The sequence below is a fragment of the Paraglaciecola sp. 20A4 genome, from assembly GCF_011378905.1.
Taxonomy (GTDB): Bacteria; Pseudomonadota; Gammaproteobacteria; order Enterobacterales; family Alteromonadaceae; genus Paraglaciecola.
Genome location: NZ_WTPY01000007.1, coordinates 1 through 13,505, shown reverse-complemented (window position 1 = coordinate 13,505; position 13,505 = coordinate 1). Strand labels below are relative to the sequence as shown.

General features: G+C 44.5%; 9 protein-coding genes. 5 read left to right on the top strand and 4 right to left on the bottom strand.

The window, feature by feature from the left end; genetic code table 11:
* Positions 1-13 precede the first annotated feature (13 nt).
* The gene (locus GQS54_RS09460) at positions 14-2,122 is read right to left on the bottom strand and encodes a 3-hydroxyacyl-CoA dehydrogenase NAD-binding domain-containing protein (RefSeq protein WP_166423759.1); all 2,109 of its coding nucleotides are present in this window, start codon (positions 2,120-2,122) and stop codon (positions 14-16) included.
* A 263-nt stretch (positions 2,123-2,385) separates the two neighbouring features.
* Here GQS54_RS09460 and GQS54_RS09455 point away from each other — a divergent pair, with 263 nt between their 5' ends.
* The 4 genes from GQS54_RS09455 to GQS54_RS09440 all read left to right on the top strand — a co-directional run bounded on the left by GQS54_RS09455 (position 2,386) and on the right by GQS54_RS09440 (position 8,703).
* Positions 2,386-3,306, top strand: a complete 921-nt coding sequence (locus tag GQS54_RS09455) for a haloalkane dehalogenase (protein ID WP_166423758.1) — start codon at positions 2,386-2,388, stop codon at positions 3,304-3,306.
* Positions 3,307-3,321: 15 nt separating this feature from the next.
* Positions 3,322-4,089: a glucose 1-dehydrogenase gene (locus GQS54_RS09450; RefSeq protein ID WP_166423757.1), complete on the top strand. Its 768-nt coding sequence runs from the start codon at positions 3,322-3,324 to the stop codon at positions 4,087-4,089.
* A 78-nt stretch (positions 4,090-4,167) separates the two neighbouring features.
* The gene (locus tag GQS54_RS09445) at positions 4,168-5,838 is read left to right on the top strand and encodes a long-chain-fatty-acid--CoA ligase (RefSeq protein ID WP_166423756.1); all 1,671 of its coding nucleotides are present in this window, start codon (positions 4,168-4,170) and stop codon (positions 5,836-5,838) included.
* A 285-nt stretch (positions 5,839-6,123) separates the two neighbouring features.
* Positions 6,124-8,703 carry a M1 family metallopeptidase gene (locus GQS54_RS09440; RefSeq protein ID WP_166423755.1) on the top strand — a complete coding sequence of 860 codons (2,580 nt, stop codon included), beginning with the start codon at positions 6,124-6,126 and terminating at the stop codon, positions 8,701-8,703.
* Between the two features lie 184 nt (positions 8,704-8,887).
* On the opposite strand, the gene GQS54_RS09435 is transcribed toward GQS54_RS09440, so the two are convergent.
* Positions 8,888-10,264, bottom strand: a complete 1,377-nt coding sequence (locus tag GQS54_RS09435) for an NAD-dependent succinate-semialdehyde dehydrogenase (RefSeq protein WP_166423754.1) — start codon at positions 10,262-10,264, stop codon at positions 8,888-8,890.
* A gap of 262 nt (positions 10,265-10,526) precedes the next feature.
* On the bottom strand, positions 10,527-11,771 hold the full coding sequence (locus GQS54_RS09430; RefSeq protein ID WP_166423753.1) for a CynX/NimT family MFS transporter: 1,245 nt from the start codon (positions 11,769-11,771) through the stop codon (positions 10,527-10,529).
* 106 nt (positions 11,772-11,877) lie between these two features.
* Here GQS54_RS09430 and GQS54_RS09425 point away from each other — a divergent pair, with 106 nt between their 5' ends.
* Positions 11,878-12,669: a helix-turn-helix transcriptional regulator gene (locus GQS54_RS09425; protein ID WP_166423752.1), complete on the top strand. Its 792-nt coding sequence runs from the start codon at positions 11,878-11,880 to the stop codon at positions 12,667-12,669.
* Positions 12,670-12,944: 275 nt separating this feature from the next.
* On the opposite strand, the gene GQS54_RS09420 is transcribed toward GQS54_RS09425, so the two are convergent.
* Positions 12,945-13,208 (bottom strand): hypothetical protein, encoded by a 264-nt coding sequence (locus tag GQS54_RS09420; RefSeq protein ID WP_166423751.1) that lies wholly within the window; start codon positions 13,206-13,208, stop codon positions 12,945-12,947.
* Positions 13,209-13,505 lie beyond the last annotated feature (297 nt).

The following is a 13,505-nucleotide window of genomic DNA, read 5'->3' as shown; positions in this document are numbered from 1 at the left end:
GGTTAAGTAGGTGTTACTGTTTGAAATCTGCAAAGCGTTTGCCTTGCTCAGCGAGCTTTTTCAATAGCGGCGCTGGTTCAAACCAGTGACCACCGTATTCACCTAATTCATCACGATATTTACACATCGCGTCGTAAACTTTTTTCAAGCCAATTTCATCAGCATATTGCATAGGGCCGCCACGATAAACTGGGAAACCATAGCCGTATACATAGATAACATCGATGTCGCTTGATTTAGCCGCTATACCCTCTTCCAATATCAACGCACCTTCATTGATTAATGGGAAGATAATGCGCTCTAGAATTTCTTGATCTGAGATGTCACGTTGCGGGATACCTAAACGTGCTGCTTCTTCTTTTGCCATTTCAACTACTTCAGGATCTGGCACGGGTGTTCTATTGCCTGGTTCGTACATGTACGCACCGCGGCCTGACTTAAGACCGACACGACCTTGTTTTACCAAACGGTCAGAGACCACGCAGTAACTAGGATCATGTTCAATAAACTCGCGACGTGATTCACGTACGTAGTAACCAATGTCTAAACCTGCCATATCACCCATAGTGAATGGACCCATAGGTAGGCCAAAATCATAAATAACTTTGTCGACTTGTTGAGGTGTTGCACCTTCTAACATCAAGCGCGCTGCTTCTCGGCCATAAGGTTCGATCATGCGGTTACCCACAAAGCCAAAACATACGCCAACGAGTACCGCAACCTTGTTAATTTTCTTAGCCATCTGCATAGATGTTTTAATCACTTCAGCAGAGGTTTTTTCAGCCTTAACCACTTCAAGTAATTTCATTACGTTTGCAGGGCTAAAGAAGTGCAAACCAATTACATCTTCAGGACGTGAGGTAGATGCTGCGATTTCGTTCACATCTAATGTAGACGTGTTCGAGGCCAAAATGGCACCTGGTTTACATACTTTATCAAGAGCACCAAATACTTCTTTCTTAACCGACATTTTTTCAAACACGGCTTCAATAACCAAATCTACGTCACTTAGGGCAGCATATTCAGTAGAGCCCTGCAGTAGCGCCATTCTATCTTCAACAGCTTGTGCGGTAAGTTTGCCTTTCTTGGCAGAATTTTCGTAGTTTTTACGAATTAACGCTAGGCCTTTATCAAGTGCTTCTTGCTTAAGCTCAAGCATAATGACCGGGATACCCGCATTAGCGAAGTTCATGGCGATACCACCGCCCATAGTGCCGGCACCGATAATACCGACCTTTTTAATGTCTCGAACCGGCGTAGATTTATCGTAGTCGCTTACATGTGAAGCTGCACGTTCAGCAAAAAAGAAGTGTTGTTGAGCACGCGCTTCTTTTGAGCCCATGCATTCCATAAATAACTCACCTTCGCGAACCAGACCTTGCTGAAACGGCAATGAAACAGATGCTTCAACCGCTTGGATACAACGTTCTGGGGCAAAGAAACCGCGAGCTTGCTTCTTAAGGCCTTGACGATACTGCGCGAACAGTTCATCTGGTGCGCTAGCTTTATCAATTTCGATGTCTGATGTTTTACGTGTTTTCGCACCATCAGCAATAACCTTCTCAACAAACGCCATTGCTTCAGCCAGTAAGTTGCTTGGGTCTTCAACCACTAGATCGAACACACCGTTAAGCTTGCTGGCTTTTTCTGGACGACCCGACACAATCATATCGAGCGCTTTTGGCACGCCTGCAAGGCGTGGTAGACGCTGCGTACCACCAGCACCCGGCAAAATACCCAAATTAACTTCTGGCAAGCCAACCTTATTGCTGGCAAAAGTCACGCGGTAGTGACATGACAAAGCAACTTCAAGCCCTCCACCAAACGCAGGACCATTCAGCACTGCTATAATGGGTTTAGCTGCATTTTCTATGACGTCTAATACTGTTGGTAAATGTGGTTCAAGGTTACCCCCTGAAAATTCACTGATGTCGGCGCCACCAGAGAACAGTGCCAACTTAGATGAGATAACAATGGCTTTCACTTGATCGTTATCTAACGCCTGTTTAATATTTTCGATTAATCCAACGCGTACTGACTTAGATAAAGCATTAACCGGTGGGCTTTGCATATACAAAACCGCGACGTTTCCTTGTACTTCAGCTATCACTGCTTGACTCATAATGACCTCTTACCAGATAAATTAGTAAACGAATACTAGGTCAGGGAGCTTAATCATCCAAATTTATTGGTTTTATATTTGTTAATAATCTTAACTGATAACGCAGGTATTCACGTTCTCATTTAATTATTCATTAAATTCATACTTCTGCATTAATTTAGGCGAGTTGACTTTTACAGGGCTAAATGATTTTCTATTAGTTCATTTACAAGTTTAACAACGTGCTTACATCGTGTGTTCAAGCACTCATTGGAATAACGTCTATGCAACATTTACGTACCCCAGACACCTGCTTTAAAGATTTATCAGGTTATTCGTTCGAGCCCCACTACATTAATGTGGATGACTTCGAAGGGGGGGAATTGCGGATGCATTACCTTGACGAAGGTGAGAGAGACGGCGAAGTAATATTGATGCTTCATGGCGAACCTTCTTGGAGTTATTTGTATCGAAATATGATTTCACCGTTAACGCAACAAGGGTATCGCGTTATTGCGCCGGATTTAATTGGCTTTGGCCGCTCTGATAAACCAACCGAGCGTGGCGACTACACTTTTCAGCGTCATTTAGATTGGATCCGCAATATATTAACCCAGCTTTCATTAAGCCAAGTGACATTAGTCTGCCAAGACTGGGGCGGTTTGCTAGGCCTGCGTCTGGTCGCAGAACACCCAGAGGTGTTTGCTCGGGTGTTAGCTGCTAACACGATGCTGCCCACTGGCGATCATGCGCCTGGTGAAGCCTTTATGAAGTGGCGTACTTTTTCTCAAGAAGTCCCTGAGTTTCCAGTAGCAGGCATTATTAAGGGCGCAACCGTGACTGAATTAACCGCTGACGTACTTGATGCTTATAATGCGCCCTTTCCTACAGAAGAATATAAAGCAGGCGTTCGCCAGTTCCCGTTGTTAGTGCCCGTTAGCACTGACGACCCGCAAACTGATGCGAATAGACAAGCATGGCAAATGCTTCAACAGTTTAAAAAACCTTTTATCACTGCGTTTAGCGATAGTGATCCCGTTACCGCTGGCGGTGACGAGATCATGCAAAAACTAATCCCGGGTACGCAAGGTCAATCGCATACTACGATCAAACAAGGTGGGCATTTTTTACAAGAAGACCAACCGGTGCAGTTAGCCAAAGTGCTTTTGCAATTTATTAACGACAACCCTATTTCAACGAATTAGAAGTGAGTATTTAACATGGATTCATTATTAGATTTTAGCGGACAAGTGGCATTAATTACCGGTGCAGGCAGTGGTTTTGGCCGATTATTATCAAAAGGCTTAGCCGAGCGAGGTTGTAAACTCGTGATCAGTGATATTGACCCTAAAGGTTTAGCTGAGACAGTTGACGGTTTAAAAGAATTCTCTGACAACATTATAGCTCAACACTGCGATGTATCAAAAGAAGCAGATTGCAAAGCCATGGTTGATAGTGCAATGGAAAAGTTCGGCCGAGTTGATATCGGCGTAAACAACGCGGGCATAGCCCACAGCATGGCGCCCATGCATACTCTTGACGAAGCGACTATGGACAAACAGATGGCCGTTAACGTAAAAGGCGTTATGTTCGGTATGAAACATCAAATTGCAGTTATGCTAAAACAAGGCAGTGGCCACATTTTGAATGTTAGCTCTCTTGCTGGCCTTGGTGGTGCCCCTAAAGGCGCAGCTTACGCCGCTGCCAAACATGCCGTTATCGGTTTGACCAAAACTGCTGCCATTGAGTATGCGCGCAAGGGAATTAGAGCTAATTCAATCTGCCCTTTTTACACGCCGACTAATATCCTTAATATCGATGGTGAAATTTCCCAAGACGGTATTAACCAATTGGCTGTGGGTTGTCCAATGAAACGCTTAGCTACACCACAAGAGATAGTCAATGCCATGCTCTTAGTACTGTCACCTGGCAATACTTATATGACTGGACAATCTATCGCCCTTGATGGCGGTGTTACTGCTTGGTAGTAGCACAATATATTATTGTTAAATACCGATTTTAAAAGGGCAATATGATTGCCCTTTGACGTGAATAAGGAACCCCAAATGCAAGCACTTATGATGAATTCACAATTGATGATTTCAAATATTTTAAAACATGCCGAGAAGAACTTTCCCAAACGTGAAATTGTCTCCGTTACCGCTGATAACCCTCGTCATCGTTATACCTACAAAGATTTGGCCACTAGAGCACGGAAATTGGCTAATGCGCTAGCTTCGTTAGGGGCAGAATTTGGCGATCGTATCGGTACTCTTGCGTGGAACGACTACCGTCATTTAGAGCTGTATTATGCCATTTCAGGCAGTGGCATGGTGTGCCACACTATTAATCCTAAGCTGTTTCCTGAGCAAGTGACGTACATTATCAACCATGCTCAAGACCGATTCATTTTTGTTGACGTATTAGTTATGCCACTTGTGGAGGCACTTGCGCCTCATTTAGGTAATGTAGAAGCCTTTATCGTGCTGACCAATAAAGACAATATGCCTGAAACAGCGCTTAAAAATGTATTGTGTTATGAAGAGCTTATTGCGGATAAATCCAGTGACTTCGACTGGCCTGAGTTTGACGAAAATAGCGCTAGCGGCATGTGTTACACATCTGGCACTACAGGTAATCCTAAGGGCGTGGTGTATAGCCATCGCTCGACATTGTTGCACGCATTAGCGGGTGCCTTACCCGATGTAACTAGTTCTTCTTGTCATGAAACCTGCCTGCCAGTTGTGCCTATGTTTCACGTTAATGCTTGGGGGTTACCATTTGGTACCATCATGACAGGCACAAAATTAGTTATGCCTGGACCTAAAATGGGTGATGGGGAGACGTTACAAAATCTAATAGAAACGGAACAGGTCACCTTTAGTTCAGGTGTCCCTACTATCTGGTTAGCGTTACTCGACTATTTAGACAAGAGTGGTAAAAAAATCCCTTCACTTACTCGCGTATCAGTAGGCGGCGCTGCCTGCCCACGCACGATTATTGAACGATTTAAATATAACCACAACACTATGGTATACCAGGGCTGGGGCATGACCGAAACAAGCCCACTTGGCACTATTTTTGGTTTACAACCCGGTATGGAAGATTACACCGACGATCAAATAACCGACCTACAAGCTATGCAAGGTCGTGGTGTGTTTGGTATCGAGATGCGTATTGTTGATGAAGACAACAATGAACTACCGTGGGACGGAGTGGCGTTTGGTGCACTTAAAGTGCGTGGCCCATGGGTCGTCAGTGGCTATTATGGTATGTCACAAGTTCCAGGTGAAGAAGGTTGCCCCGTAGACGAGCAAGGTTGGTTTGAAACGGGCGATGTAGCCACTATTAATCCGCAGGGTTATATGCAGATAACGGATCGCACCAAAGATGTGATTAAATCAGGTGGTGAATGGGTCAGCTCAATAGACATTGAAAATGCTGCGGTTAGTCACCCAGGTATTGCTGAAGCTGCGGCAATTGGCCGATATCATCCTAAATGGACTGAGCGTCCTCTACTTATTGCCGTGCGTAAGGTAAGTGTAGAAAATGTGGATGCCTCGACATTAGATATATTGTCGTTCCTAACAGATAAACTGCACAAATGGTCACTACCGGATGATGTCGTGTTTGTAGACGAACTTCCCCATACTGCTACGGGTAAATTAAATAAATTGGCTCTGCGTAAGGCCTTCGAGGAATATGAGTTCCCCAACCCACCTCACAAAGTTGGCTAGCTCTCAAGTTCAATTAAAATATAAAAGGCTCTGATGAGCCTTTTTTGCTATCTGCAGCTTAATTTCACAAGCTGATATTTCCCCCCTGTTTCAAACGAAACAACTGTTAACGCTTTGTAAGTTGCATTTTTGTGATTTTACCTTACTCTGCCCGTCAGAAATTGCATTCTAGGTACCGCGCATACTCGCCATTGGGTATAGCATGTACTGCCATTGGGTATAGCATGTACTGCCAAGCATGTCGCACACAGCCAATAACAAACATCAGTTTAACAGGGACAAACCATGACATTGATACAACGCTGCTTGGGCAGTGCTTTGAGCTTCTTCATCATTGCGCAAGCCCATGCCTCTGACGTGGCCTATCGTCTAGGCGAAAACGTCAGACCAACATTTCAACAAATTCAACTTAAAATTGATCCGAATCAGGCGACTTTTAGCGGTGAAACCACCATCACGGTAACAATTAATAAAGCCACTGATATTGTGCGGTTTTATCAACGTGAATTAGATGTTTACAAAGCGGAATTAATCGACGGCGAACATCATATCCCGTTGGCAGTGACAAGTCAGAACTATGATATTCAGCAAGGTAAGGCCCCACAATTATTGCCCGCTAAAACCTATCAGTTGCATATACAGTTCAACGGTAAAGTGAACACCACATCTGACGGTATGTATTTGTCTGCCTTTGAAGGGCGTAATTACATCTTTACCCAATTTGAAGATATGCACGCCAGACGTGCTTTTCCTGGATTTGACGAACCCAATTTTAAAATTCCATATCAGCTAACGATTACGGCACCACAAATTAACACCGTTATATCAAACACCCCCGTATTATCAAAAACAACTGCAGATGGCTGGCAAACCGTCACGTTCAAGAAAACCAAACCAATGCCAAGCTATTTAGTTGCCTTTGCTGTGGGTGAGCTAGATTCCGCTGAAATCATTGGGTTATCAGTCCCAGGCCGAATATATACACCTAAAGGCCAAGCCCATCGTACGAAGTTTGCTGTTGCCCAAACGCCTAAGATCCTCAATGCCTTAGAAGATTATTTTGGTACTCCCTACCCTTACGAAAAACTCGATTTCATTGCCGTGCCTAATTTTACCCACGGAGCGATGGAAAACGCCGGGCTAGTGACCTATCGCAGTAGCTTATTACTGTTAGATGATGAACCTCGATTGACCGAGCAAAGTGGTCCTACCAAAACCATCGCCCATGAATTGGCACATATGTGGTACGGCAACTTGGTTACGATGGCCTGGTGGGATGATTTATGGCTAAACGAAGCATTTGCTTCATGGATGGAAAGCAAGATCACCATGGCGCTCTATCCTGAGCAAAATACCCAAGCACAATTAGTACAAGAAGGCGCATTTGGCGCAGATGCCAGCCCAACAACCAAAGCAGTAAAAAAAGAAGTCCGCAGCCAAACCGACGTAATGGACGGCCTAGGCTTGAACTACAGCAAGGGGGAATCAGTATTACAAATGATTGAAGCCCTTGTTGGCCAAGATGCCTTCCAAAAGGGCGTACAAAGCTATATGCAAAAACATGCATGGGGCAATGCCCAGGCCGATGACTTATGGGAAGTACTTTCTACCGTTGCTGACTTTGATGTACCGGCAATGATGAAAACCTACTTAGAACAACCTGGCTACCCGTTAGTTACTTTCGCCAATAACGGCGATGTGCTGCAAAGTCGCTATCATTTGACAGGCGCAGAGGTAAACCCGCAAACCTGGGTAGTGCCGCTTGCCATTACCTTTAAGAAAAACGATAAAATTCAACGTACAACTCTATTTTTAGACAAAGCAAAAATAAATATCAGTGAGTTAGCCCACGCCCAGTGGATATACCCGAATGATAACGCCATGGGTTATATGCGCTGGCAGATCCCAGCATCGCAAATGAGCGCCTTGTTAGATGACGTAAACACTTTGAATGCCAGAGAGAAAAAGTCGCTACTTTACAATTCAGATGCGCTTTTGAACGCTGATAAAATCAGTTTGAATCAACATATGACAGTACTTGATGCACTCGCTCAAGACAGTGATCCTGTTGTCGCTCGCTCTGTGGTAGCGGCGTTAAATGATTTAACTTACCTTGTTGACGATAGCAATAAAACGCTATTTTCTCGTTTCATTCGCGCAAAATTGTCACCTTGGTTTGTGCGCTTGGGTGTTGTTGAAAAAGAAGGCGACAGCAATGACGTTAGCCGGCTTCGTAACGATGTATTTGGGATGTTGGGGCGTTATGCGCAAACCCCTGAAGTCGCGATTCAAAGCAAGCGTATTACCGAAAAATTCTTGCAAGATGATACAAGCACAGGCCGAGCTATTGCTGGCAACGCCATGCGCAGCTTGGCAGTCAGTGGTGATCAAAGTTGGTTTGAACGTTATCAAACGGCCTATTTCGCCACGACAGATGCCAATACCCAAAATGCTATCCGTTACGGCATGTTGTTCTCAGAGCCAAAGACCATGCGTAAAGTATTGGATATGAGCCTTAATAAAGAGGTCAGCCCAGCGAATGTGCTTAGATTTTTATCAACGGTCAGTGGGGCAAGAGAAGACAAAGATATTTTGTATCAATGGTTAAATGAAAATATGGACAAGGTCACGGCTAAAATGCCTGCGTATCATATTGCTCGTATGCCCGAGTATGTATCAGCGAGTTGTAGCGCTCATAACATAGCATTGGCACGAGATTTTTATCAAAAGCATATGGACAAGTACGACGGTATGGCTCGTAGCTATGACGTGGCCCAAGATGAATCGGAACAATGCGCTCAGCTAAAAGAAGCTAACCAAAGTACATTTAATCAATACCTTCAAGGTGCTTCCGCTTACTTTTAGCCGATAGGCATTATAAATGTGCATACTTTCTTATAGATAAGTACAGAAATAAAAAAGGCAGCTAGTGTAGTCTAGCTGCCTTTTTTTTTGACCTACCTTAATGATGGTTAATCGATTAGTTGTGAAATCACATCGACCAATGTAGTGCTAATGACCAACAATAATCAATACCACAGGATCGCCACTATTGGGTGATCATAATTGCTTTCACGTTTACAAATTCGCGAATACCGAAGCCACCATGTTCACGGCCGTAACCACTGTCTTTCACCCCACCGAAGGGTAAACCAGGGTGCGCAAGGCCATAACCGTTGATGTTGATCATGCCTGTTTCAAATACTTCACGTGCCAGCTTGATGGCTTTGTCTTCATCTTTACTGAAAATACCGCCACCCAAGCCATAACGTGAATCATTGGCAATGCGCATAGCATCTTCATCATCTTTAGCTTTAATTAAAGACGCGACTGGGCCGAACAACTCATCATCATAAGCTGGCGAACCTGGTTGCACATTTTCCAGCACTGTCGCTGGGTAAAAATACCCTTTACGGTTTGGAACTTCTCCGCCCGTTAAACAAGTGGCACCCGCCTTGATAGAATCGGTAACTTGGTCATGTAACTTGTCTCGTAAGTCTTCTCGTGCCATGGGCCCAAGATCGGTGTCATCTAGGTTCGGATCACCCATCTTAATGGCTTTCATTGCGCCGACAAATGCTCCTTTGAACGCGTCATAGTTCTTTTCAGTTACGATAAAACGCTTGGCTGACACACATGTTTCGCCATTATTGATAACCCGTCCCATAACACATGCTTCAACAGCAACGTTCAAATCTGCGTCGTCGAGCACCACATACGCATCGTTACTGCCTAATTCAAGGACTGACTTTTTAACATTTTCAGCTGCTGAGGCACCAACTTTTTTACCCACACCATCGCTACCAGTGAAAGACACGCCACGGACCTTAGGGTGTTTGATTAATTCACTGGCCGTTTCCCCGTCAATTAGAACTGACTGGTATGCACCTTTGGGAAATCCAGCGGTTTCGTACATTTCTTGGATCTTTTGTGCCATACCAAACACGTTAGCAGCATGTTTAAGCACCGCTACATTACCTGCCATTAAGTTCGACGCGCTGTAGCGAATAACTTGATAAAGAGGGAAGTTCCAAGGTTGTATGCCTAAAACTACGCCCAAGGGACGGTAGCTAACCAGTGCTTTACCCTGTTCGTAATCACGCTCCTCATCAGCTAAGAGATCGGGCCCTTTTTCGGCACTGTAACGACAAATAGCGGCACATAAATCAACTTCTTGGTAACCTTGTTCCTTCACTTTGCCCATTTCGTCAATCATTAACGTCACTAGCGCGTCACGATTGTCATCAATCACGTCAGCCATGCTGTTCAGTAGTTTAGCCCGTTCTTCGGGGTGGGTGATCTTCCATGTTTGGAATACCTCATCCGCCTTATCGACCGCCTTAGTGGCTTCTTCTTTTGTTAACAGAGTGTATTCACTGAGTTGCTCTTCAGTGGTGGGATTAATCGTCTTCACAGTGTTTGTCATACTCTTTTCTCCTAAAAATTGAAAATGAATGTGGAGTCATCCAACAAGGAGCAAATGAGGCGCCAAGACGCGTAAAATGAAATCACGACAAACGCAAAACTAGATACAGGTCATACTGCTCGGGGCGCAAAGTAAACGTAAAAAAATATGTCGGTGACAATATCCCACCTAATTGGCATAGCTTAAATAGTCACGGTGTTACCATAGGCGTAAATATTACAAGGTGGGGATGTAAAGTCTTTAGGGCGAACGCCACTTACGGTTACGACGGATGAAATTTAGGCAATACATGATCACGACCGCAGCCTAAACCGACAAGGGCGCAACATAAACTAGCGCTTGCGCACAACCATAAACCCCCTGACCAGTTGCCCAATGACGAATAAAGATAACCAGCCAACATCGGCCCAATAGCCGCTAAAGAATAACCAAAAGACTGGGCCATGCCAGAGAGTGACGCCGCTTGCACAGCGTCTTGACTACGAAAGCTAATAAAAGACAAACCGAGTATAAAGCACCCTCCAGAGCTAAAGCCCACCATTATGGTCCAGTAAATGGCAAACTGCGGAGCGTACAGTAAGCCTAGGGTACTGACTGCACCTATAATCGATATCACGACAGCCGGTATCCGTTGGTCTTTGAGTCTTGGCAGCAATGGGATCAGCAAAAAACCCGGTACTGCTGACGCCACCTGCAACCAGCCATGCAACACCCCGGCGTACTCAGGGGTGTGCCCTGATTCAACCAGAATATTCGGTAACCAACCAATCAAAATATAGGTCATAAAAGAATTAAGGCCAAGAAACAACGTTACCTGCCAAGCCAGCGGGAAATGCCACACCTTACTCGCTTTTGCACTGTTTGGCGGCACCCGTTCTGACATGTCCGCCGTAACGGTGTCTGGCATAGTACGAGTGCGAAGTCGCGGGATCCATAATACGATGCTAAGTAAAGTGATTAATGAAAAGACCCCTAACGCACCTTGCCAGTTTAAGAAATGCATATTGGCTAACGGCGTAACAAGCGCTGAAAAACCGCCAGAAAAAATCCCCATAGCCAGCACGTAACACGACGTCATAACTGCAACGCGAGCAGGAAAATCGCGCTTGATAAGACTAGGCAGTAATACATTGCCTATGGCAATACCGACGCCGATCGTCGCTGTGGCGATGTAGAGCGCCCACACGGAGTCAATCAGTCTTAGGTTAATTCCGCCTCCTATAAGCAGCAAAGAGATAAACAAGGAGGCTTCTATGCCTATTTTTCTGGCCAGTGATGCTGCCATAGGCGATGCAATTGCAAAAGCAATCAGCGGAAGTGTAGTTAACATACCCGCTTGGGTATTACTGAGTTCAAATGCTGCGATGATTTTGTCCAGCAGCGGTGCAATGCCGGTAATTGGCGCACGCAGATTAGCGGCGACAAAAAATATGCCTAACACCAAAACAAACGACGAAGAGGCCAAAATACTAGGACTTAACCGACCTAGCCTTGTTACAGACTCCATTTATAACCCTATGTTTAGACAGTATGTGAAACGAGAAAGCTATTATATGGGCTAGCAAAGCAATATAATTGAGCAATAATGACAATAAACACCTAAATACTGACAAATGACGTTACTGAACTACTTACACTGGGACAAACTACAACATTTTGAGTCGATGCCTCAGCCAATTGTCGCCCGAATAGAAGAGACCCATAACACCCACGAACTGCCTATTCACACGCACCCCAAAGGGCAATTGATATTGGCGCTACATGGTTATGTAACCTGTGAAATCGCAGGAAAAATGTGGATGGTGCCAACCCATAGCGCTATCTGGATCCCCCCACATATTCCCCACAGCAACCGCGCATTCAACCACGCCAATTTATGTCATATATTCATTCAGCCAAGTGAACTACGCTTGCCGGATCACGCCTGTACTTTGGCAATTAGCCCGTTAATCAAGGAGCTTGTGTGTCACTTTGCCACATTAGATCAACATTATTCAGTACTAAGTGCCACCCATCGAATGGCGCAGGTATTACTCGATTTACTAAGCGAAATGCCCCCTCAGCCCTTCGACTTACCTCTGTCAGCCCACCCCACAGTGACACGCTTAGCTGAGCAACTTTTTTTGAATCCGTGTGAGCGAAAAACCCTAGCTCAGTGGGCAGCCCAACTGGCCACGACCGAGCGCACGTTAGCGCGCTTAATCAAAAAAGAGACCGGCATGACCTTTGGTAAATGGCGTAACCAGTTGCATATGATTATTGCAGTGCAAAAACTTACTGGAAAAATGTCGGTGCAACGCGTATCTGAATATCTTGGTTATCACTCAGTCAGCGCATTTATCACCATGTTTAAAGGAGTGTTAGGGCAATCGCCTAAACGTTACATGAATCAGCAGCATGAATAGTGACAACTGTAAAATAGTGAGAAATGAGAAAGTCTTGATCACATCAAAACAATCAGCCGCAATTGTTGAGCCTCTGGTGCTTCTAACGTTTTCACCGTCATGGTCACCATTGCCACAACCTGACCAATGCCTGACTCGCTGGTTTGAGTGACGTTCGAGCTTGATGGTTTTAACGCTTTGCCAAGAGGTAAATGCGAACGTTATTGGGCTTTGCCCAAAGAGCATTTGTCCGAGCCGTGCTTTCGCGGCGAACTTAGGCAACTTGTTATAAGCAACTATATGCTGACACTGTCTTTTGTTTTATTTATACCTACGAGAATTTTCTCTAAGTAAGTAAAAACAAGCATTATCGCTAATTGTAAACAAACAAAAATAACAATAGAGAATGGTGAATTTGATAGCATGCTTTCAGTTATTTTTTCTGAACTGTTGGCCAAATAAAGATCAACAAGGGTTAGAAATAGGAATAGTCCCGAAACATAAAGAACAACCTTGATTTTTGCACTTCGTAGCTTTTTGATTACTTCATCATCATTCATTTAAAACTCCTTTTTGGTTTTTACTTGTAACCCTTAATATCGAGCATGTCGCATATGTAACTTCTCGAATTGATTTTAATTCTCGCCATTTCTAGCACTTAGCTTTTGATTTTATGAATTATTTTTAGCTTTCATGCACTCAAAACCACAAAGATTTGCAAAAGCAAAAGGAGACCTAACCAGATCGAAGCGACTTTGACGCGACTTTTCTAATTCATATTCATACGTTGGACATTAAGAAATAATCGGTGTCAGGCCGGGCGCTAAACGCCCGCTCTCCCTATCTCGATCGGGATG